Below are 21792 nucleotides of genomic sequence, written 5' to 3'. Positions count from 1 at the left end.
CGAGCACCGCGACCGAGATGCTAGAGTTTCACTCGTCGCAAGGGCCTGTGGCGCAGCTGGTAGCGCACCTCGTTCGCAACGAGGGGGTCAGGGGTTCGAGTCCCCTCAGGTCCACAGCGTTTGTCAAGATCCCGTCCGGTCGGTTCGACCGGGCGGGATTTTGGCGTTCCGGCCTCTCCCCACGGGAGATGACGCTCGGACCAAGTCCCGTCGCGCTCCCGCCGGATCGCCGGATCGAGGAACCCGCGGCGCGTACGTTCCGCGCGCTGGGCCTGCCCGGAGGGGCTTCTGCCTTATGGGCGAGGCGGGGGAGGGGGCGCCTAGTCGGCCAGGTGGGCCACGGCCTTGGCGACTTCGGCGGCGCCGTCTTCGGAGGCGAGGCGGTGGGCGGCGCGGGTGGCTTGGGCGCGGAGGGCGGGGGCCGTGGTGGCCTGGGTGAGGGCCTCGGCGAGGCGGAGGACGGCGTTGTCCGCGGTGAGGTCCTTGAAGGGGATCGGAGCGGTGGCGGCGCCGAGGGCGGCGAGGCGGCCGGCCCAGAAGGGCTGATCGGCGGCGACGGGGACGGGGACGGTGGGGACTCCGGCGCGGAGGCCGGCGGCGGCGGTGCCCGCGCCGCAGTGGTGAACCACCGCGGACATATGGGGATACAGCAGGACGTGGGGGACCTCGCCGATGGTGAGGATGTCGTCGGCAGCCGCCTCCGTGGTCAGGTTCGCCCAGCCGGACTGGAGGACGCCGCGGACCTTGGCGCGGCGCAGGGCCCGTACGGCGAGGGAGCTCAGCCGTTCGCCTTCGCCGGACGCCATGCTGCCGAAGCCGATGAACACCGGCGGCGGGCCGGAGGCCAGGAAGTCCTGGACGAGGGGCGGGAGTTGGGCGTCAGGGGAAAGGTATGGCCACCAGTTTCCGATGATGTCCAGGCCGGTGCGCCAGTCCGCGGGGCGGGGCACCAGGACCTCGCTGAAGCCGTGCAGGACCGGCCGACCGGCCGCTTCGGCGCGGCGGCGGACCGTACGGGGCGTTGCGGGTGGCAGGCCGAGGCGGGTGCGGAGGTCGTGGGTCGCGCCGGCGTAGAGCCGGTCGACGACGCGGAGGGAGAGGCGGCCGGCGGTGCGGTTGCCCCAGCGGCCCAGGGAGCGGCCGCCGCTGATGACGGGGGCGAAGTCGCCGGTGGGAGTGTGGGGGACGAGGGGCAGGTCCAGGCACGGGATGTCCAACGCCTCGGCGAGATGCCGGCCGAGGGGGGCGGTGGTGGTGGAGAGGAGGAGCAGCTCGGTGTCCTGGCGGGTGGCGTCGGCGATGCCGCCGCCCAGTTGTCGGACGAAGGCCGCGGCCCGGCGCATCAGGTCCCGGTTGCCGCCCGCGGAGGTGGCCTTTTCCGGGTCGGCGGTGGGGCGGGCGGTGCGTGGGTCGGCCGGGAGGTGGCGGAATTCCAGGCCTGCGGCCCGTACAAGTGGGGCGTATGAGTCGTGGGTGGCGAGTGCGACCTCATGGCCGGCGTCCTGGAGCCGGGCGCCGACGCCCGTGTACGGGGCGACATCGCCGTAAGAGCCGGCGGCGGTGATCAGGATTTTCATGGGGATTCGACCCTCGGTTGGTGGCGGCGGACGCTGAGGCGGATGGCGGATGGCGGATGGCGGATGGCGGATGGCGGATGGCGGATGGCCGGGCGTCGAGGCGTGGGCGTGGACGTACGGTGTGCGCGTCAGGTGGGCCGTACGCGGCGCTCAGTTGTCCTGCGGGGTGTCCGACTGGCGCACCGCGTTGGCGTGGATGGCCGTGCGCAGATACGAGGCCAGGCCGGGGCGTTGCTCGGTCGGGGGGACGAGCAGGGCGAAGGCGCGGGGATCGGCGGCGAAGTCGTCGGCGATCCGACCGTGCATATCGGTGGGGCACGAGGTGAACCAGCGGCTGATGTGCCGGCGGTGTTCCTGGGCGAGGTCCATGGCGCGCTCGCCGTCCGCCGGTTCACCGGCGTCGAAGGCGGCGGTGAGACGCTGCCGCCACGCGGCGGCTTCGGCCATGATCTGCGCCCAGTCCTCCTTGGAGTGGGCGGCGGCCCGTGCCATCGAGCGCTGGTGCCCCGCGCTGTGCTGCCACTTCAGGTTGGCCTCGGTGGCGTAACTCAGATCGAAGGCGACCTCGCCGAAGACCTCGAACCGCTCCTCGGGCGTCAGCGCCACACCCGTCTGCTGGACCTCCATGGCCTGCTCGGCAACCTCGACCAGCCGCCGCAGCTTGCTGATCTGGTCGTTGAGGACACGGTGCCGGGCGCGGAGGTGGTCGAGGGCGTTGGCCTGGGGGTCCTCGAGGATGGTGGCGATCTCGTCGAGGGGGAAGCCGAGTTCCCGGTAGAAGAGGATCTGCTGGAGCCGGGCGAGATCGGCGTCGCTGTAGAGCCGGTAGCCGGCGGGGCTGCGGTCGGTGGGGGAGAGCAGGCCGGCCTTGTCGTAGTGGTGCAGGGTGCGCACCGTGACCCCTGCGAAGCCGGAGACCTGCCCGACCGAGTAGCTCATCGCAGTGCCTTTCGTCCCCTCGTCCCCGGTCCACTCCACCGGTGGCCCGTGCCGTCGATCAGGCTGCGGCCTGACGTGGGGTGAGGGTCAAGCGGGGAGGGGTGGGGCAGGAGGCGGGGCGTCCGCGGCGTCGGCCGGGCCGCAGCCGGCTCATCCGTCCGCGTACCGCTCCTCCAGCACGGAGTTCAGCACCGCCCGCACATCCTCCCGGTCCAGCCCCTCCGCCCGCGCCCGGTCCATCCAGGCGCGCAGTTCCTCGCGGAGCAGGGCGTCCGCAGCGGACTTGGGGCGGGCGAGGGTGCGGCTGACGAAGGTGCCGAGGCCGGGGCGGGGTTCGACCAGACCCTCGCGTTCCAGCTCGCGGTACGCCTTGAGCGTCGTATTCGGATTCACCTTGGTCGTGGCGGCGACCTGCGCGGCCGTCGGCAGGCGGTCGCCCTCCACCAGGATGCCCAGCCGCAGCGCCTGCTGGACCTGCTGGACGATCTGGAGGTAGGTGGCGACGCCGCTGCGACGGTCGATCCGGAACTCCACGACGCTCACCACCTCTCTGCCGCTTCCACCGGGGCCGATCTCCCCGGCCGCGGGCCGGGCCCGCACCGCTTGATGATCGGGTCGCCCGTGCCGGGTGTCAAAGCGCCGCCCGGCGCGTGACCGGGCCCGTCCGACGGTCGGTCACCCCAGGACCCGTTCAGAGCGGCCGCCTACGGGCCCGCCACACGACCAGCGCGAGCACGATCACCGTCGCCGCCAGCAGGATTCCCGCACCGAGCCACTGCATCCCCGTCATCTGGCTGTAGTCGAAGTACTGCACGACGCGGTTGACGATGCCCAGCTTTGCCCGGCAGGCATCGGAATCGTGGGCGTCCGTGCAGGTGCCGAAGCCGTAGAGCTTGCCGTTCGCGGTACCCACCCACTGGTCGATGTCGATGGCGCCGCGCGGCAGGCTGGGGGAGTGCTCGGAGCCCTCGGGGTAGGACATGCTGCGCAGCGGGGCGAGCCGGTCGCGTACCTTCTCCGACCAGACCACGAGGGTGACGAAGGAGAAGACGGCGGTGGCCGCCATCGCGGGCACCACCCGCTTGATCAGCATGCCGAAGCCGATGCCGCAGGCGGTCAGGAACAGGGTCATGGCCGGCAGGACGGGGCCCGCGCCTTCGAACGCCCCGCCGTGGAGCCAGTCGCCGAACGAGGCCAGTTCATGGGCCGGGGACCACAGCCAGTGGAAGACGGCCGCCAGCACGGTGGTGCTCAGCGTCGCGGCGGCCAGCGGCAGACCGAGTGTGGCGGCGAACCAGCGGCTGCGGCCGACCGACTGGGTGGTGACCAGCTTGAGGGTGCCCTGCTCCTGCTCGCTCGCGATGAGCGGTGCGCCCAGGAAGACGGCGACGATGGCGGGCAGATACTCCAGGAACCCGGTGTCGCGGCTGAACATCGAGTTGAACTCGTTCTGGAACTTGTTGAGCAGTTCGCCCTCGCTGTCGGGCGTCGCGCCGTGGGCGTGCAGGAAGTCCATCACGCCCGTCCGCTGGTAGGCGAAGAGCGCGCAGGCGCCGATGGTGATCAGGGCTCCGGCGATCAGCAGGTTGCGGTGGCGCCGGTAGACCACCCAGGGCAGTCCGCGCAGCAGGCGGCGGCGCGGCGCGCCGGCCCCCGTCGTGCCGTTGGCCGGAGAGGCCGGGGAAGCCGTGGTCGTCGTGCTCATGCCGCAACCTCCTGCGGGTCGTCGATGCGTGCCTCGTCCGCGATCAGGGTCGGCGCGTCGGGCGAGCGGAGATACCCCAGCAGGACCTCCTCCATGCTCGGCGCTACGGCGTCCCAGCTGTCGGAGAGCGGGCCGTTCGGCCGCACCAGGGCGGTGAACTGGCGCCCGCTGACCCGGGATTCGATGACGGTGTGCTCCCAGAACAGCTCCTCGGGAACCCCGCCCCGCCCGCCGTCGGCCACGGTCACGCCGGTCACCAGCAGATGCGCCGGAACCAGTTCATCGCTCTGCCCCGCCATCCGCAGCCGGCCCTCCGCCAGCACGATGAGGTAGTCACACATGTCCTCGATCTCGGCGAGCATGTGGGACGACATCAGGACGGACGTTCCCTGCTCGGCGGCCTCGGCCATCAGCAGGCCGGACAGCTCGTGCCGGGCGAGCGGGTCGAGGTCGGACATCGGCTCGTCGAGCAGCAGCAGGTCGGGCCGCTTGCCGAAGGCGAGCGCGAAGGCGATACGGGTGCGCTGGCCGCCCGAGAGGGTGCCGACGCGGGCATCGAAGGGCACGTTGCCGGCCCGCACGATCCGCTCGGCCGACGCCTGGTCCCAGCGCGGGTTCAGCTCGCGGCCCAGCCGCAGGGTCTCGGCCACCGTGAAGCGCGGGTAGAGGGGCTTGTCCTGGCCGAGGAAGGCGATCCGTTCCAGGACGGCGGGGTCGGAGACCGGCACGCCGAACAGCTTCAGGCTGCCGGTCGTCGGCTGGACCAGCCGGGTCGCGGCGGCCAGGAAGGTGCTCTTGCCCGCGCCGTTCGGGCCGACCAGGGCGCAGATGCGGCCGGCCGGGAGGCGGAAGGAGCAGTCCCGCAGGGCCCAGCCGCGCCGGTATTTCTTCCCCAGACCTACGGCCTCGATCGCCCATGGACTCGGCTCGTGCACCCGGATCCCCCCTTTAGCTAGTTGATTAGTGGAATGAGTATGGAGAGCCGCCCGGACCCGTGTCAACAAAAACGAGGGCGGCTACCGCGCCCCCGGCCCGCCGCGCCCTCGCCCTACAGCGACTTCGCCATACACCGGCTCTGCTCATACATCCGGTAGAACCCGAACTTCTCCACCGGGCGATAGCCGCTGGACGCATACAGCGCGAGCGCCTCCGGCTGTTCGGTCCCGGTCTCCAGCACCATGCGGACCCGGCCCGCGGCGCGCGCGTCCGCCTCGAGGTCGGCGAGTATCCGCCGGGCCAGCCCCCGCCCGCGGGCCTCCGGGACCACGAACATCCGCTTGATCTCGGCGTCGCCCACCGCGTACCCCGCCGCCACGTCCTCGTGTCGCCGCCAGCCCCCGGTGGCGAGCGGACGCCCGTCCTCGTACGCGATCAGGTACGTGCCGTTCGGCGGCGCGAACATCTCCGGGTCCAGCAGGGTCAGGTCGCCGTCGCCGTAGCGGCGGGCGTATTCCTGCTGGACGAGCGCATCGAGCGCGACCGCGTCGGGGTGGTCGTAGCGGACGGGACGTATCTCCATTTCGCAAATCGTACGGGCGTCCGGGTGGATGGTGCGAGAAGCCCTGACGGGCGGCCCGGACGGCCGTCGCGTAGGCTGCGCTGCCGCCAGGGCGATGAGGGAGTTTGTGTTGCTGACTGTGACGACGGTGAATGTGAACGGGCTGCGCGCCGCGGCCAAGAAGGGCTTTGTGCCGTGGCTGGCGGAGACCGAGGCCGATGCGTTGTGCCTGCAGGAGGTACGCGCCGAGACCGCCCAGCTGCCCGACGAGGTACGTGACCCCGAGGGCTGGCATGTCGTGCACGCGCCGGCCGCCGCCAAGGGGCGGGCCGGCGTCTCCCTCTACACGCGCCGGGAGCCCGACCGCGTCCGGGTCGGCTTCGGCTCGGCGGAATTCGACGACAGCGGGCGCTATGTCGAGGCCGACCTGCCCGGCGTGACGGTCGCCAGCCTCTACCTGCCCTCCGGCGAGGTCGGCACCGAGCGCCAGGACGAGAAGGAACGCTTCCTGGCGGAGTTCCTCCCGTACCTCATCGACCTGCGGAAACGAGCCGCGGCGGACGGCCGCGAGGTCGTGGTCTGCGGCGACTGGAACATCGCCCACCAGGAGGCCGACCTCAAGAACTGGAAGGCCAACCAGAAGAAGTCCGGCTTCCTCCCCGAGGAGCGCGCCTGGCTCACCGACGTCCTGGAGGAGACCCGCGGCGGCTACGTGGATGTCGTCCGCGCCCTGCACCCGGACACCGAGGGCCCGTACTCCTGGTGGTCCTACCGCGGCCGCGCCTTCGATAGCGACGCGGGCTGGCGCATCGACTACCAGATGGCCACGCCCGGCCTGGCGCGGCGGGCGGTGAAGGCGTATGTGGAGCGGGCGGCGAGCTATGACCAGCGGTGGTCGGACCACGCGCCTGTGACGGCCGTCTTCGACGTGTAGCCGGTCGTATGGGTGGCAGCCTGTCTTCGCAGGTCAGGAAGGCTGCCACCTCGACCGCCAAAGTCGTGCGGCAATGGCGGCGTCCAGATTCTCAGACCTTGATCCCCGACAGCTTCGAGAGCCGCAGAAGCTCAGGGTTACTCCTGCGGTGCAGCGACGACAGCACACGGAACACCTCCCGTGCCATGGGATGGATGCGGGCCATCTGGGGAGCCGCCTCCCACGCATCCGACAGGCTCTCCAGAGCCCCGTCACGGTCCCCCACATCGAGCCGGGCCCTGGCTAGGTTCATGTGCGAGGGAGCCACACGGGTAGCGGGCAAGCCTTCCAGGGCCGCATCTAGGCCCTCTGCCATCCTCAGAGCCTCACGGGGCCGCCCCAGGTCCAGCCGAGTAGCCAGAACGTGTGTGGTCGTGTTCTGGGGCCCAAAGATCATGCAGTGCCGGTTCCAGTCCCGGTCAAACCATTCAGAGGCTTCCCAAGCCGACGTGATATGCCGCTCCGCTTCCTTCTTGCCTTCCTTCTTGTCTTTGAAGCGTCCGGCAAGAGTCATCCCTCGCAGGTTGAGGAGTCCCACGGCAAAGGCCCTCTCTTGGCCCGACAGGCTGGCCTGAGCCTGGCTGATTGCCCGGTCCACCACCATGAGGCCGCCCTCAAAGTCTCCGCCGTTCAGGTAGGTCCCTGCCCGGTCCCTGGCCGCAATCGCCATGCCCAGGGGGTTGGTCTTCTGCTCGACGGCCCACCTCTGGCGAGTCACGGCCAGCTCTGCCATGTCCATCCATCGGTGCCGGGCGGCCATCCAATACACGCTGCTGTAGACCTCGGAGAGGGACATCCAACTCTCTACCGTGTTGGCCGTATGCGCGTGTGTCGTAGCGTCCCTCAGCAGGCCAGGGAGTATGGCCAGGAGCCGGTCCACCTCTGCCGCGTCCCTGTGCTGTCCAGCGGCTTCCAGAGACGCCCTGAGAGCGTCTTCCTGGACTTCCTGACGTCCCGGTAGGTCATATTCCCGGACAGCCGACCGCAGGGCCGACAGGCGCCCTTCTTCGTTCCTGGCCACAGAGGCTTTGCCCAGTACCTCAGCCATGCTCAGACCCATGGGCTTGCCCACAGCAGCAGCAACAGCAGGCGTGAGTGTGCGGTCCCCTACTTCGATCTTCGACAGCAGGGAGACGCTGGCACTGGCCAGCCTCGCTAGCTGACCCTGAGTGAGCCCACGTTCCTTCCGGAGCGCAGCCAGGTTCGCGCCCGGTGGCAGTTCGGTGGTCTTGCTCATGTGATCAGCCCTACGCATGGAGACAACCGCTGGAGCCATCCTCGCAAGCCCGGCAAGTACCCGCAGCAGGTTCCTTCACGCCTGACCCTGCCGTGTGCAAGTGGTGTGCAAGTTCACCGGTCCCTGTCGCCGTTGACTAGATGCAGACACCAGCGAAGGGCGGACGGGATGAGACAGGGAACTGTGTGGGAGCCCGGTACGGCCGTGTTCGACAACGGCAGTCAGATGGTCGGCGTCGTTCACGCATGCCATGGACCCATGCTGACCCTGATGCGCCCCTCTGGCCTCAGCTGGCAGACACGTGTCGTGTCCGTACGAAGCGCCACGCATCGAGAGCTGATCCAGCTTGAAGCCCTGGCCAGGCACAACCGCCAGGCACGCGGCTTGGCGGCCGTACGCCGACGCGTACAGCACTGAGGCCCCCGCCCTGGTCACTCTTGCCAGATCGAGTGGCCGGGGCGGGTTCCCTCACCCGAGCACGACCGAGTGAAAGGGCCATGATGGCTACAGCAGTAGAGGTCAGGAACCCCCGGAACTGTGTCCCCTCTCAGGTCTGGGAGCGGGAAGTCCGACTCATCATGCGCGACCACGACATGGAGCGTGACCTGGCGGAACGCATCTTCGGCCAGACGATCGCCTACCTGGTCACCTCAGCCGAACGCCCCGACGTGGACATGGGACCGGCCAGGCTCGTGGACTTCGGTGTTCACACCTTCGTGCTCGACACGATCAACTACATGGCATTCTGCGACCAGCACGCGGGACGCTACATTCACCACGTCCCGCACCTCCCCGAAGAGAAGGCCAGTCAGCCGTACGTGCTGAAAGGCACCATCCAGGCCATTCGGGACTCCGGCTTCGCCATCGACCGAGAGCTCTGGAACGCCAAGGCGGCCGACTGCCACCAGTGCCACGCGTGCTGCACAGACAGCCCAGTCGCCAAGTAAGCCAGACGCACGATGAGCGGCACCTCTCCCCGATCATGGGGAGAGGTGTTCCCATGAGAGGAACAGCATGAAGGCCGTGGAAGCCTGGGAATGGTACGCACAGGGACGGACACCACGACGTGAAGCCAACGCTGCTGGTGCCCGTACGTGGTTGAACTGGACTCAGTACCCAGACCATGGCCCCGATGAATCGATCCTCGGAGACCTCCAGGGCCGTACCGTGCTGGAACTGGGCTGCGGTACAGGCTGCAACCTGGCCCACCTGTCCACCCTCGGGGCCACCTGCACAGGGGTCGATATCGCACCGAGCCAGCGCCGTAAGGCTGAGGTCCGATGGGGGCACCTTCCCGGCCTCACCTTCCGCACGGCAGAGGTGACGGAATACCTGACCCGCACAGCAGGCACCTTCGATGTGGTTCTGTCGATCTTCGGCCCAGTCTGGTTCACAGACCCTGAACAGCTCCTCCCCCTGATCCACAAGAGGATGTCCCCGGGCGGTGTGCTGGCCTTCTCCCACAAGCCTCCAGCCGGCGGCATGAAGCCGGTAGGCCCTCTGAGGGAGGCCAAGGCGGTGACCAGGTGGGATCACTCGGCAGATGAATGGACGGCTTTTCTGGCGTCTGCCGGATTCTCGGGCATCAAAGCCGAGATCATTCCTCCCCCAGAAGGGCAAAGCACAGGAACCCTCCTGGCCATGGCCTACGGGTAGCACTGACACGTCATGCCCGGTGCCTCCCCCCGGATCAACCGCCTGGCCCTCGTTCGCGCACGTGAAGATCCGGGTGCTGTGGGAGGTGATCCTCGTCCTCGTTGTCTTCCTCGGCTACCTGGGCTACCGCGGCGTCAGGAAAGCGCAGGGGCTCTTCCGGCGGAACGTCTGACTGAGCGGGTGGCGAGCCAGGGGCTGATCCACCGGACAGGCCCTGATCCATCGGACGGGCCCTGATCAGTCCCGTTCCTCGTCGCATGCCCGCAGCCACTCCTCGATTTCCGCCCGGACGCGGCGGTCCATGGCCATCGAGAGTTCGGCCTCGACGACGCCCTTGGACAGGGGGCGGAGATTGTCGATGGTGTCGGCTATGTGGTCCACCTCCTGGGAGGTGAGGGGCTGGTCGGTGGAGGTGTGCTGGAGGACGTCGGCCAGGAGGTGGGTGCGGATGAGGTCGCAGAAGAGGTCGGCGAGCGCGTCGGCGTGCACCCGGACCTGGCGGGCGGCGGCCAGGACGGCGGCCAGGGGGACGCCCTTGTTGACGAGTTCGGTGGAGGTGTCCAGCAGGCGGCGGCTGATGTGGACGAACTCGTCGCCGTCGACGGCGAGATAGCCGAGGTCCAGGGACGCGGTGAGGTTCTCGGGCGTGATGTCGTCGCGGAAGTGGTCGGCCAGCTCCTCGGGTGTCAGGCGGACCGGGGTTTCCTCGGACCACGGGGTGACGATCGAGGAGTCCAGGCCGAGGAGTTCGCCGACGTCGCGGCCGCTGTCGAAGGCGGTGAGGAGTTCGCCGATGCCGCCGAGGGTGTGGCCGCGTTCCAGGAGGGCGCCGATGGTGCGCAGACGGGCGAGGTGGTGGTCGTTGTACCAGGCGATCCGGCCGTCGCGGCGCGGCGCCGGGATGAGCTTGCGCTCGCGGTAGAAGCGCAGCGTACGGACCGTGATGCCGGCTTCCTTGGCCAGGTCGGTCATGCGGAATTCGCGCGCGGGCGGCGAAGGGGGGGCGGGGCTCTCGTCACGTTCCCCGGTCGCGGTGGCGGCCGGGCTCGCCTTCTCGCTCCCGTGCCCGTCCGCCGTCTCGTTCTCGTTCGCTGCCACCCGTTCACCCTATGCCGGGACCAGCGCCGCCGGGGCGGAGTGCGACCGGCGGTAACTTCCCGGCGCCCGACCCCTACCGCTGGGTACGGACCTGCCCTACTCTCCAATCAGTTGATCGCGCCAGTAATTGCTGGCGTGATTGGCGTGAAGACTGGGGAAGGTTGACGTCGAACTCGGGAGGCGGCGGGATGGCCGAGCGCGAGCGGAAGCATGTGCGGGTGGCGGTGATCGGATCGGGATTCGGTGGACTGGGGGCGGCCGTACGGCTGCGCCGCCAGGGGATCACCGACTTCGTGGTCCTGGAGCGGGCCGGTTCGGTGGGCGGTACCTGGCGGGACAACAGCTATCCGGGGTGCGCATGCGATGTGCCGTCGCATCTGTATTCGTTCTCCTTCGCGCCCAACCCGCAGTGGCCGCGGAATTTCTCCGGGCAGCCGCATATCCGCGCGTACCTGGAGCGGGTGACGGACACCTTCGGTCTGCGGCCGCACATCCGCTTCCACTCCGAGGTGCGCAGCCTGCGGTGGAACGGCGATGAGCTGCACTGGGAGATCGATACGGCGAGCGGGGCGCTGACGGCCGACGTGGTGGTCTCGGCCACCGGGCCGCTGTCGGACCCGAAGGTCCCCAACGTGCCGGGGCTGGACACCTTCCCCGGCAAGGTCTTCCACTCCTCGCGCTGGGACCACGACTACGACCTGCGGGCCAAGCGGGTCGCGATGGTCGGCACCGGGGCGTCGGCGATCCAGATCGTGCCGGCCATCCAGCCCGAGGTCGACCGGCTCACCGTCTTCCAGCGGACGCCCCCCTGGGTCATGCCGCGCGCCGACCGCAAGATCACCGGAGCGGAGCGCTGGCTGCACTCCAAGGTCCCCGCGACCCGCGCGCTGCGCCGCCGGCTGCTGTGGGGTATCCGGGAGTTGCAGGTCAGCGCCTTCACCAAGCGGCCCAACGAGCTCGGCCTGATCGAGGCGCTCGCCAAGGCCCATCTGCGCAAGGCCATCAAGGACCCGGCGATGCGCGCCCGGCTCACCCCGGACTACCGCATCGGCTGCAAGCGCATCCTGCTCTCCAACAGCTGGTACCCGGCGCTCGCCCGGCCCAATGTCGATGTCGTCCCATCCGGGCTGAAGGAGATCCGCGGCAACACGCTGATCGCCGCCGACGGCACGCAGACCGAGGCCGACGCGATCATCTTCGGTACGGGATTCCACGTCACCGATATGCCCATCGCCCAGCGGGTGACCGGTGCGCACGGCACCACCCTCGCCGAGGAGTGGAAGGACGGCATGGAGGCGCTGCGCGGCGCCAGCGCGGCCGGCTTCCCCAATTTCCTCACCATCATCGGCCCCAACACCGGCCTCGGGAACAGCTCGATGATCCTGATCATCGAGGCCCAGCTGAACTACATGGTCGACTTCATGCGCCAGCTCGACATCCTCGGCGGCACGATCGCGCTCAGCGCCCGGCCGTCCGCGGTGGCGGAGTGGACCCGCAAGGTCCAGCTGCGGATGGAGCGCACGGTGTGGAACACCGGCGGCTGCGACAGCTGGTATCTGGACGCGAACGGGCGCAACACCACCGTGTGGCCGGGGACGACAGCCGAGTTCAAGCGGGTGACCCGGCAGGTGGACCTGGCGGAGTACGAGGTGCTGCGGCCACCGGCCGGGCCCGTCGGCGAACCCGCCGGGCAGCGCGCCGAGGAGGTGGCCGCATGAGCCGGCCGGCGCATCTGACCACGGGGACGTACGCACCGCCCGTGCCGCGTAGGACGATGACCGTCTCCTCCGGTGACGGGGCCCGCCTGTACGCCGAGATCCACGGGCCCACGGACGCCCCCGCCGTCGTCCTCGCCCACGGCTGGACCTGCTCGACCGCCTTCTGGGCCCCGGTCGTCCGCGACCTCGCCGCCGATCACAAGGTGGTCGTCTACGACCAGCGGGGCCACGGCCGCAGCCCCGCCGTCGCCGCGTCGGGGTACGGCACCCGAGCCCTCGCCGACGACCTCGTCGCCGTACTGGAGGCGACGCTCGAGCCGGGCGAACGCGCCGTGGTCGGCGGCCACTCCATGGGCGGCATGACGATCATGGCCGCCGCGGAGCGCCCGCAGCTGCGTGAGCGGGCCGCCGCCGCGCTGCTGTGCAGCACCGGAAGCTCCGAACTGGCCGCGGAATCACGGGTGTTCCCGCTGCGCAGCCCGCAGGGCCGGCGCCGTGCGCACCGTCTGCTGCTGAGCTCGCGCGCCCCGCTCGGACCCGTCTCCCCGGTCACCAAGTGGGCCCTGCGGTACGCCACCATGGGCGCCGGCGCCACCGCCGAACAGATCGAGGCCTGCGCGCGGATCGTGCACGGCTGCCCGCCGGGCGTACGGGCCCGCTGGGGCAAGGTGCTGGCCGGCCTCGAACTGACCGGCGGGGTGGCCCGGCTGGAGATGCCGACCGCCGTCGTCGCGGGCACCGCCGACCGCCTCACGCCGCTCGCACACGCCCGCCGGATGGCCTCCGTACTCCCCGACTGCCGTGGCGTGACCGAGCTGTCCGGCCTGGGACATATGACCCCCATCGAGGACCCGGGCGCGGTCGGCGGCCGCCTCCGCGAACTCGTACAAGATCACCTGACCACCACCGCCCCGAAGGCCGCGCGGACCACGGACGCCGAGTCCGCACCCGCCGCCCGTGGCAGCCGGCAGAAGAAGGAGAAGACGGCGTGAGCGCGAGTGCAAGCAGGAGCCTGGACGGACAGGTCGTTGTCGTGACCGGCGCGGCCCGTGGGGTCGGTGCGCTGCTGGCCCGCAAGCTGTCGGCGCGCGGTGCCACACTGGCTCTGGTCGGCCTGGAGCCGGACGAGCTGCGCGAGGTCGCGGCCTCGCTGCACGGCCCGGCGCACCACTGGCACGCCGATGTCACCGACCACGAGGCGATGGCCCGGGTCGCGGGCGAGGTCAAGGACCGCTTCGGCAAGGTCGATGCGGTCGTCGCCAACGCCGGGGTGGCCACCGGCGGCCCGTTCGTCGACTCGGACCCGGTGGCGTGGAAGCGGGTCATCGAGGTCAACCTGATAGGCGGCGCGGTGACCGGCCGGGCCTTCCTGCCCGTACTCATGGAGTCCCGCGGCTACTTCCTGCAGATCGCCTCGCTGGCCGCGATCACCCCGGCGCCGATGATGACCGCGTACTGCGCGTCGAAGTCGGGTGTGGAGGCCTTCGCGCACAGCCTGCGCGCCGAGGTCGGCCACAAGGGCGTACGGGTCGGCGTCGGCTATCTGAGCTGGACCGATACGGACATGGTGCGCGGCGCCGACCAGGACGACGTCATGCGCGAGCTGCGCTCCCGGCTGCCCTGGCCGTCGAACAAGACCTATCCGCTGGGCCCGGCCGTCGACCGGATCGTGGCGGGCATCGAGCGCCGTTCCGCACATGTCTACGGGCAGTGGTGGCTGCGCGGGATGCAGTCGGTCCGCGGCTATCTGCCGTCGGTCATCGGCTCGGTGGGCCGGCGGGAGATGCGGCGCTTCGGGGACCGGCTGGACGGGATGCGGGTCGGGCTGGTCGGCGCGGGCGGGGAAGCGGACGAGAAGGCCCGGACGAATGGTTGAGGAAAGCGGTTCGCGGGGCCGGCCCATGATCGAAATGCGGCTTATGTCCCCTCGTGTAAGTCTGGTCGAGCCCTCTTCCCCGCACCACGCGTAGGAGTGACCAGCATGGGTCTCAAGGACCAGTTCCAGGACAAGGCCGAGCAGCTCAGGCAGCGGGCGCAGAAGGCGATGGGCGGCGCCAAGGACGAGGCGTCCGAGCGCGGCCGGCATGCCCAGGACAAGGCCCGTGAGCGTGGCCAGGAGGCCCCGGACCAGGCCCGGGACGAGGATCAGGACCCCTACCGCTACCAGGACTGACGCGTCGCGTACGCACGCGAGTGGGGCGCACCCGCAGCACCGGGTGCGCCCCACTCGTTCAGTTGAGGGTCTCGCCGTGGAAGGTCACTTCACGACTTTGAGCTTCTTCGGCCAGCCGTAGTGCGCGGCCTTGGCGAAGAGGTTCTTGATGTGCGCCGGGGTCAGCTTGATGCAGCCCAGCGAGTAGTAGTCGTTGGTGCCGTCCCAGCGGTACGGGCTGTCGTGGCCGGGCTGCCGGGCGCCCTGGGTGCCGTTGGGCCTCATCTCGCTGTGCACGAACAGGGCGGTGCGCTTGGTGTGGTGGTTCTTGCACAACTTGTCCTCGACCTGGATCGCATAGCCGTTGATCCCCTTGGCCCCGCCGGCCTTGTGGGTGGTGTGGCCCAGCACCCGGTAGGTGCCGTTGGGCAGCCACCCCTGCCGGGATGCGCACTCGTTTGTGCCGTTGCGGCCGCCGTTGCCGGAGCCGGCACGGTACTTGGCGAGCACCTTGTCCTTGGCGTTCGGGATGCTCTTCATCAGGTAGAGCTTCGAGTTGCCGGTATTGCGCCAGTTCTTGTTGAAGTAGAGGTACGTGCCCCCGGCCGCGGCCGCCTGGGCGGTCTGCCCGGTCGCGGGGCGGGCGGCTTCGGCGGGGGCCGCGACGGTGAGAGCCAGTCCGCCGGTGAGGGCGAGGGCGGCGACCCCCGTGATCGCCCTGGTTCCCCTGGTCGCGCCGGCTCCGCTGAATCCCCTGGTTCGCATGGTTCGCATGGTGCGCATCGGCATATCTCCCGTTGTGTGGTGGCGAGTTGGTGCTGAGCGAGGCGCCGGCCGGGCAGGACATGACTTTGCTGAGGCTGTCGCCGTCCGGCAAGAGGAACTGCCGTCCGGGACACGATGAGACTGTCCTGGCAGGTCAGAGGGGGTGCGGACGGGCTGTCCGGGTGGCGCGGGGGGCTGTCCGGGGGCGGATTGGATGTTGTGGGTTCGGCCGGGCGGCGGTTCAATGACGCCTATGGGGACATCGGGGGGTACCGGAGACTTACGTCCCGGTGCGGCCGGGGACGCGGCCGCATACGTCGAGCTGATGCAACAGCTCAAGAACCAATCGGGCCTGACCTACCGTCAGCTGGAGCAGCGGGCGGCCGCGCGCGGCGCGGTGCTCGCCCGCAGCACGCTCGCCGACGTCCTGCGCCGCCAGGCCCTGCCGCGGGCCGAGGTGGTCGCCGCGCTCGTCCGGGCCTGCGGCGGCACGGAGGCGGAGACCGGCGAGTGGCTGGCGGCGCGGCAGCGCATCGAGGACGCGCCGGTGGCGAACGGGGAGCCGCCGCCCCGGGCGCGCCCCAAGCGCCGAAGACCACTGCTGCTGACCGGCGTCGCCGTCCTCGCCGCGCTGCTTGCCGCCGTGGGCGTACGGCTCGTGGCCGGCGAGGGGACGCCGCCCAAGGCCGCGGCCGCCGGGCCGCTTCCCACCGGCGAGGTCCGGATCCGCCCGGTGCGCGCGCCCGGCCTGTGCCTGACCGACGGGCGGGTGCTGCGGGCGCACCATTACCGCACGGTCGCCGTCCAGCGGCCCTGCAAGGAGGCCGTGCCGCCGCGTACGTATCTGAAGGCGGCCGGGGCGGAGCATTACCGCATCGAGTGGGACCACCCCGACGAGGGCCGGGGCTGCCTGGTCATGCTGCGTGAGCCGGGTCTGGCCGGGCTGCTGGAGCCGGACGAGGACTGCTCGGCGGTCGGTCCCGCGCAGCGGTTCCGTATCGAAGCGGCCGGGGAGAGGGCCTACCGGTTCCGGTCGGACGACGGCGACGGCGACCGGTGCGTCGGCATCCAGGGCGGCCCGGCCGCCCACGCCGCCGTCGCCCTGGCGCAGCCCTGCAGCACGGCGGACAGCCAGAAATTCCTGATCGACCCGGTGAAGCAGACCTGATCGACCCCGTGAAGCAGACCTGATCGACGGGGTGAAGCAGACCTGACCGACCCCGTGAAGCGGGTTCGAGCGGGTGCCTGAAGCAGGCCTCAGCCGTCCCGGGGCGGCAGCGCCGGCCGCCGCCGGTCCGGCACCTCCGACAGGTCCGGCGGGGTCGCGGCCGGATGCCGCTCCAGCAGCTCCAGCGCCGTACGCACCGCGACGCCCAGCTGCGGATGCTTGCCCTCGGCCCAGTGCACCGGCGAGCGCAGCGCCTCGATGTCGACCTCGACGCCGTGATTCTCCACACCCCAGCCGAAGACCTGGAACCACGCGGCATTCATCGGCACGGTGATCGCGGTGCCGTCGCCGAGCCGGTGCCGGCCGGTCATTCCGACCACTCCGCCCCAGGTACGCATGCCCACCACCGGGCCGATGCCCTGCAGCTTGAAGGCCGCGGTGATCATGTCCCCGTCGGAGGACGTCATCTCGTCGGCGACCGCGACCACCGGGCCGCGCGGTGCGTTGCTGGTGTAGGAGACGGGCCGGGCGTTGCGGGTCAGGTCCCAGCCCATGATGGTGCGGGTCAGCTTCTCGATGACCAGCTCGGAGATATTGCCGCCCGCGTTGCCCCGTACGTCCACGATCAGCGCGGGCATCGACACCTCCATCCGCAGATCGCGGTTGAACTGGGCCCAGCCGGAGCCGCCCATGTCGGGGATGTGGAGATAGCCGCAGGTGCCCTCGCTCAACTTCCGTACGACGGCGCGGCGTTTGGCGACCCAGTCCTGGTAGCGCAGCGGCCGTTCGTCGATCAGGGGGACCACGGCGACCCGGCGCGGCGGGCCGTTGCCCTCGGGCGGGGCGAAGGTCAGCTCGACGGTGGTGCCCCCGGCCGCGGCGAGCAGCGGATACGGGCCGGCCACCGGATCGACCGGGCGGCCGTCCACATGGGTGAGCGCCGCGCCCTCGCGGATGCCCGTACCGGCCAGCGGTGAGCGGGCCTTGGGGTCGGAGGACTCGCCGGGCAGGATCCGCTGGAGCACCCAGCGCCCGTCCCGGGGATAGAAGTTGGCGCCGAGCAGGCCGATGGGGCGCTGGTAGTGCGGGGGCCCCTCGTTGCGCCGGGCGCCGGCCACGTACGCATGGGAGGTGCCCAGCTCGCCCAGCACCTCTCTCAGCAGGTCGGCGAACTCGTCGGGGGAGGCGACCCGTTCGACCAGCGGCCGGTACTGTGCCAGCACCTCGGCCCAGTCGATGCCGCACATCCCCGGATCCCAGAAGTACGCCCGGATGAGCCGGCCCGCCTCGTCGAACGCCTGGCGCCACTCCCACTCCGGTTCGACGTCGTGCAGGATGCGCCGCAGGTCCAGGAAGACCGTCGAGTCGACGTCGGGCGACTCGGTCGCGGGGACGGCGCGCAGATCGCCCTCGTCGTTGACGACCAGCCGGGAGCCGTCGCCGCTGAGCGCGAACGAGTCCAGGGAACTGCTGAGTTCGGTGCGCCGGGCCTTGACCAGGTCGAAGTGTTCGAGGGTGGGGCGGCCCGAGGTGTCCGCGGGGTTGGCGAAGGTCTCGCCGAGCGCCCCGGAGATCGGCCAGCGCAGCCAGACCACCCCGCCCCCGGCGACCGGCTCCAGCGACGAATACTTGGACGCGGCGACCGGGAACGGCGTGACCCGGTTCTCCAGCCCCTCCACCTCCACCAGCACCGGCCCCTCCCCGACCGGCGGGTTCTCCGCCGGGTCCAGGCCGCCCGCCGCGGGCCGCCCCTCGGGGGACAGCGCGAAGGGGGAGGGGGTGGCGGATGACAGCGGTACGAGATGCGGGCGGCAGCCCAGCGGGAAGGAGAGGTCGCCGGTGTGTACGTCGTAGACCGGGTCGAAGCCGCGCCAGGACAGGAAGGCCAGATAGCGGCCGTCCCGCGTGAACACCGGCTGTTCGTCCTCGAAGCGGCCGTTGGTGACGTCCACGATGTGCCGGTCGGCCAGCCGGGCCATCTTGATCAGCCGCAGCGAACGGCCGATCCCGGGATGTGACCAGGTCAGCCAGCGCGAGTCGGGAGAGAAGGCGAGGTCGCGGACGGGGCCGTTGCCGGAGACGATCAGCTCGGTGACCTCGCCGGGCCGGCCCGCTTCCTCCCCGGCCGTCCCCTCCCCGGTCGTCCCCTCCCCGGCCGCCCCCTCCCCGGCCGTCCCGCCCTCGGCGGCCTCCTCCGGGGGGCGCGTGTCCACCAGCAGCAGGCGGCCGTCGTGCGCGGCCACCGCCACCCGTTCGCCGTCCGGGGAGGAGACCATCTCGTGGACGCGGCCGAGCTTGCCGGCCGCCAGCCGGAGCGGGGTGTGGGCGGCGCTGGCCCGCGGCAGATCGCAGATCTCGATGGCGTCCTCGCCCTCGGCATCCGTCACATAGCCGATGCGCCCGGTGGAGCCCAGCATCTCCGGCAGCCGGACCCGTACGCCCGGGACGTCGTGGATCGTACGGGCCGGGCCGTCGCGGTGGGTGAGCCAGTACAGGCTGCCGCGTACGCCGACCGCGCTGGCCCGTCCGGTGGCGTCCACCGCGAGTGCGGTGACGTGCGAGGCGGCCGGGACCTGGTACGTACGGCGCCCGGCCCGCGGGCCGCCGAGCCGCACGGCCAGCTTGCGCGGTACGGCGCCCGCGCTCAGGTCCTCGACCAGCCAGATGTCGCCCGCGCACTGGTAGACGATGCGCGAGCCGTCCGTCGAGGCATGCCGGGCGTAGAAGTCCGCGTGGTCGGTATGCCGCCGCAGATCGGAGCCGTCCGGCAGGCAGGAATACACATTGGCGTTGCCCTCGTGGTCGGACAGAAACGCGATCCGGCCGCCCACGAACATCACCGAGTCCAGATGCCCGTACAGATCCGGCAGCAGCCGGGTCCCGTGCAGCCACAGCCGGCCCATCGCACCGCCCCGGTAGCGCTTCCAGGAGGCGGGCTCGTGCGGGGGCTTGCCGGTGAGCAGCAGGGTGCGGTGCTCCCCGTCGACATCGGCGACCGCGATATCGGAGACCGGCCCCCAGGGCAGCTGGCCACCGGGGCTGCCGTCCGTCGGCAGGCTGTACGCCCACGAGTAGTACGAGAACGGCTGCCCGTGCGAGGAGACGGCGAGGATATGGGTGGCGCCGTCCTGGTCGGGCGGCGTCCAGCCGCAGACCCGGGCGTCCGTGCTGCCCCAGTACGTCAGCCGCCGCGCCGGGCCGCCGGCGACCGGCGCGAGATGGATCTCCGGGTCGAGGCTGCGCCAGGTGGTGAAGGCGATATGGCGGCCGTCGGGGGAGAAGCGGGGGTGGCCGACGCGGGTGCGGTCGACGGTCAGCCGCCAGGCGCGGTCGGGTTCCGCACCCGGCGCTGCGATGGGGGTGACCCACAGATCGTCCTCCGCGGCGAAGCAGAGCATGTCGCCGTGCAGATGCGGAAACCGCAGGTAGGAGCCGGAGGACGGGCCCGGTGCGGTCGGCATCCGGCGCAGCCGACCGCCAGGCTTGGCGGGGTTCGGCTCCGGGTGCGTCCCGACGGCCTCGCGTGCGTCGCTCACCCACCCATGGTTTCGGCAGGGGGAGGGGGCGGCAACTCGGCCGGGCGGCGCGGGCCGGTGCGGCGCGGTCTTCCCTCGTCAGGCGGATGCGCGAGCGGTACGTCCAGGGGATGCGCGAGCGGTACGTCCAGGGGGGCGCCCGGCGAGGCGGTCGTCACCGGGTTTTGGCGCGGCGCCCGCGTGGGCCCCGCCGCCCGGACCTGCGGCCCCGCCGTACGAGCGACCGCGGCCGGGGCCGGACCCCCGTCCTGGCCCCGGCCGCCGTCGCGGTCGAGACGGCCGGCCGGTCGGTCGGCCGGTATCCGTCGGCAGTCCGCCAGGCCGGTCAGCGCGCCAAACCGGTCAGCGCGCCGGCAGGTACCGGGCGAAGAACGCCTGCACGTAAGTGCGCACCATGGGCACCGACTTGGCCGGACCGATCGCGCCGACCAGCGCGTTCCGGTCGCCGGCGGTCATCAGCCCGGCGGCCTGCAACTGGGGCGCCAGGGCCGCGTAATCGCTGAACACCCAGTGCGTGGCGTCGTCGATCTGACGCCGCTGCGTGGGCCCCCGCCGGTGGGCGAGCATGGCCGACCAGGAACGATCCCGCTCCTTCCTGGTGGCGAAGTTCTCGCTGCCCACCAGGAGCAGCGGCCGGTCCACCCCGTGCCGGGCGATCGGGTACAGCTCCCCCTCCCGGCCGGGCCTGTCCGGGGCATGGTCGAGGTAGCCTTCCAGGTTGACCGCCGCGCCGATGCGCCGGTCCTCGTACATCGCCTCGGCCGCGGCGGTGCCGCCCGCGGAGTGGCCGTAGCTGCCCACCCGCCGCAGGTCCAGCGCACGGCCGAGGTCCCTGGGCAGCGCGCCTCCCGCCGCGTCGGGATTGCGCCCGGCAGCCAGCGCCGCCAACTGGTCCAGCACGAACCGGATGTCCGCGATCCTCGCCTCGATCATGGTGCGGGCCTGCCGCGAATTCGCCCGGGGGTCTCCCCGGAAGACGGTGGTGCGGACCCTGTCCCGCCCCGCCCGCGCCGTCGGGAACTCGACCTCACCGGCATCGCCGGGGTGGTCGATGGTCACCACCACACAGCCGCGGCTCGCCAGCTCCTCGGCGAGCCCGGTGCCGAGGGTGCGCGCGTCGCCGCCACTGGGGCTGTACAGCAGCACCGGCCGCTTGCCGGTCAGAGCGGGCGCGCCCGTATGCGCGTGGGTCTGGGTGGCCGCCCAGTCCACACCCTTCATCGGCAGGTGGTGTATCCCGGCGTCGAGCCCCTTGAACACCTCCACGGCGCCCCTGGTCATCTGCGGCGCGACCGGACAGCCGCGGACGGTCCGGGCCGGATAGAACACCGTCACCATCACTTCCCGTACCGCGATCTTCGGCTCCCACGGGTCGCGCCGCGAGCGGTCGACCAGGTAGAGCGTGGTGACCCCGATCCGGTGCGGACCGGTCGGCGCCGGCAACCGCAGGACGAGACCACCTCCTGCCCGCCCCTTCCCGGCCGGCTTCTTCCCGGCCTGCTTCTTCCCGGCCCCCGCCGTCGCCGGGTGCCCCTTCGCGGACGTCCCCTCCGCGGTGCCGCAGCCCGCGAGCGGCAGCCCGGCGCCCAGCGCGGCGACGGCCGACTTGGTGACCGTCCGCCGGTCCACGTCGCCGTAACCGGCCACTTTGCGCAACATGATTCCCCCTTGTGCCCCTGCACCCTGAACCACTGCTCTGCAGCACGGCAGTACGGCAGTACTGCCATACGGCTGTCCGGCTGTGGCTCTGCCTGTGACGTCGGCCCTTGC

At 71.1% G+C, this 21792-nt stretch carries 19 protein-coding genes and 1 tRNA gene; 9 read left to right on the top strand and 11 right to left on the bottom strand.

The annotated features are described in order from the left end of the window. Positions 1-41: 41 nt before the first annotated feature. Positions 42-114: transfer RNA gene (locus ACZ4S3_RS26905), tRNA-Ala, on the top strand. A gap of 206 nt (positions 115-320) precedes the next feature. Here the strand turns inward: ACZ4S3_RS26905 and ACZ4S3_RS26900 are convergent. The 6 genes from ACZ4S3_RS26900 to ACZ4S3_RS26875 all read right to left on the bottom strand — a co-directional run bounded on the left by ACZ4S3_RS26900 (position 321) and on the right by ACZ4S3_RS26875 (position 5740). Further along, complete coding sequence (locus ACZ4S3_RS26900) at positions 321-1577, bottom strand: glycosyltransferase (RefSeq protein ID WP_467938423.1); 1257 nt, start codon at positions 1575-1577, stop codon at positions 321-323. Positions 1578-1727: 150 nt separating this feature from the next. Then, the gene (locus ACZ4S3_RS26895; RefSeq protein ID WP_467938421.1) at positions 1728-2516 is read right to left on the bottom strand and encodes a MerR family transcriptional regulator; all 789 of its coding nucleotides are present in this window, start codon (positions 2514-2516) and stop codon (positions 1728-1730) included. A 150-nt stretch (positions 2517-2666) separates the two neighbouring features. Then, positions 2667-3062 carry a GntR family transcriptional regulator gene (locus tag ACZ4S3_RS26890; protein WP_467938531.1) on the bottom strand — a complete coding sequence of 132 codons (396 nt, stop codon included), beginning with the start codon at positions 3060-3062 and terminating at the stop codon, positions 2667-2669. Positions 3063-3207: 145 nt separating this feature from the next. After that, the gene (locus tag ACZ4S3_RS26885; protein ID WP_467938419.1) at positions 3208-4221 is read right to left on the bottom strand and encodes an ABC transporter permease subunit; all 1014 of its coding nucleotides are present in this window, start codon (positions 4219-4221) and stop codon (positions 3208-3210) included. Then, on the bottom strand, positions 4218-5156 hold the full coding sequence (locus tag ACZ4S3_RS26880; protein ID WP_467938417.1) for an ABC transporter ATP-binding protein: 939 nt from the start codon (positions 5154-5156) through the stop codon (positions 4218-4220). The genes ACZ4S3_RS26885 and ACZ4S3_RS26880 overlap by 4 nt, the downstream gene beginning before the upstream one ends. A gap of 113 nt (positions 5157-5269) precedes the next feature. Continuing rightward, positions 5270-5740 carry a GNAT family N-acetyltransferase gene (locus tag ACZ4S3_RS26875; protein WP_467938415.1) on the bottom strand — a complete coding sequence of 157 codons (471 nt, stop codon included), beginning with the start codon at positions 5738-5740 and terminating at the stop codon, positions 5270-5272. A 109-nt stretch (positions 5741-5849) separates the two neighbouring features. Here ACZ4S3_RS26875 and ACZ4S3_RS26870 point away from each other — a divergent pair, with 109 nt between their 5' ends. Then, positions 5850-6653, top strand: a complete 804-nt coding sequence (locus ACZ4S3_RS26870; protein ID WP_467938413.1) for an exodeoxyribonuclease III — start codon at positions 5850-5852, stop codon at positions 6651-6653. Positions 6654-6744: 91 nt separating this feature from the next. Here ACZ4S3_RS26870 and ACZ4S3_RS26865 read toward each other — a convergent pair whose 3' ends face one another. After that, entirely contained in the window at positions 6745-7929 is a 1185-nt protein-coding gene (locus ACZ4S3_RS26865; RefSeq protein ID WP_467938411.1) for a helix-turn-helix domain-containing protein, read from the bottom strand. 578 nt (positions 7930-8507) lie between these two features. On the opposite strand from ACZ4S3_RS26865, the gene ACZ4S3_RS26860 reads away from it, so the two are divergent. Continuing rightward, entirely contained in the window at positions 8508-8876 is a 369-nt protein-coding gene (locus ACZ4S3_RS26860; RefSeq protein WP_467938409.1) for a glycine-rich domain-containing protein, read from the top strand. 67 nt (positions 8877-8943) lie between these two features. Beyond that, complete coding sequence (locus ACZ4S3_RS26855) at positions 8944-9585, top strand: class I SAM-dependent methyltransferase (protein WP_467938407.1); 642 nt, start codon at positions 8944-8946, stop codon at positions 9583-9585. A gap of 237 nt (positions 9586-9822) precedes the next feature. Here ACZ4S3_RS26855 and ACZ4S3_RS26850 read toward each other — a convergent pair whose 3' ends face one another. Continuing rightward, the gene (locus tag ACZ4S3_RS26850) at positions 9823-10557 is read right to left on the bottom strand and encodes a MerR family transcriptional regulator (RefSeq protein ID WP_467938529.1); all 735 of its coding nucleotides are present in this window, start codon (positions 10555-10557) and stop codon (positions 9823-9825) included. A gap of 314 nt (positions 10558-10871) precedes the next feature. Between ACZ4S3_RS26850 and ACZ4S3_RS26845 the strand changes: the two genes are divergently transcribed. From ACZ4S3_RS26845 to ACZ4S3_RS26830, 4 genes are all read left to right on the top strand, one after another. Beyond that, a complete protein-coding gene (locus tag ACZ4S3_RS26845; RefSeq protein WP_467938405.1) occupies positions 10872-12401 on the top strand; it encodes a flavin-containing monooxygenase in 1530 nt (509 codons plus the stop codon). Continuing rightward, on the top strand, positions 12398-13393 hold the full coding sequence (locus ACZ4S3_RS26840; protein ID WP_467938403.1) for an alpha/beta fold hydrolase: 996 nt from the start codon (positions 12398-12400) through the stop codon (positions 13391-13393). The genes ACZ4S3_RS26845 and ACZ4S3_RS26840 overlap by 4 nt, the downstream gene beginning before the upstream one ends. Then, positions 13390-14277 carry an SDR family oxidoreductase gene (locus ACZ4S3_RS26835; protein WP_467938401.1) on the top strand — a complete coding sequence of 296 codons (888 nt, stop codon included), beginning with the start codon at positions 13390-13392 and terminating at the stop codon, positions 14275-14277. The genes ACZ4S3_RS26840 and ACZ4S3_RS26835 overlap by 4 nt, the downstream gene beginning before the upstream one ends. 105 nt (positions 14278-14382) lie before the next feature. Continuing rightward, a complete protein-coding gene (locus ACZ4S3_RS26830) occupies positions 14383-14574 on the top strand; it encodes a hypothetical protein (protein WP_467938399.1) in 192 nt (63 codons plus the stop codon). Between the two features lie 84 nt (positions 14575-14658). Here the strand turns inward: ACZ4S3_RS26830 and ACZ4S3_RS26825 are convergent, their stop codons facing one another. After that, positions 14659-15318 (bottom strand): hypothetical protein, encoded by a 660-nt coding sequence (locus ACZ4S3_RS26825; RefSeq protein WP_467938397.1) that lies wholly within the window; start codon positions 15316-15318, stop codon positions 14659-14661. Between the two features lie 325 nt (positions 15319-15643). Here ACZ4S3_RS26825 and ACZ4S3_RS26820 point away from each other — a divergent pair, with 325 nt between their 5' ends. Beyond that, entirely contained in the window at positions 15644-16486 is an 843-nt protein-coding gene (locus ACZ4S3_RS26820; RefSeq protein WP_467938395.1) for an RICIN domain-containing protein, read from the top strand. Positions 16487-16575: 89 nt separating this feature from the next. Here ACZ4S3_RS26820 and ACZ4S3_RS26815 read toward each other — a convergent pair whose 3' ends face one another. Continuing rightward, positions 16576-19947 carry a S41 family peptidase gene (locus ACZ4S3_RS26815; protein ID WP_467938527.1) on the bottom strand — a complete coding sequence of 1124 codons (3372 nt, stop codon included), beginning with the start codon at positions 19945-19947 and terminating at the stop codon, positions 16576-16578. Between the two features lie 417 nt (positions 19948-20364). Further along, on the bottom strand, positions 20365-21681 hold the full coding sequence (locus ACZ4S3_RS26810; RefSeq protein WP_467938393.1) for an alpha/beta hydrolase family protein: 1317 nt from the start codon (positions 21679-21681) through the stop codon (positions 20365-20367). Between the last annotated feature and the right edge of the window lie 111 nt (positions 21682-21792).

It is taken from the genome of Streptomyces sp. NPDC028368, assembly GCF_055565615.1.
This window is presented reverse-complemented; position numbering and strand designations above follow the sequence as displayed.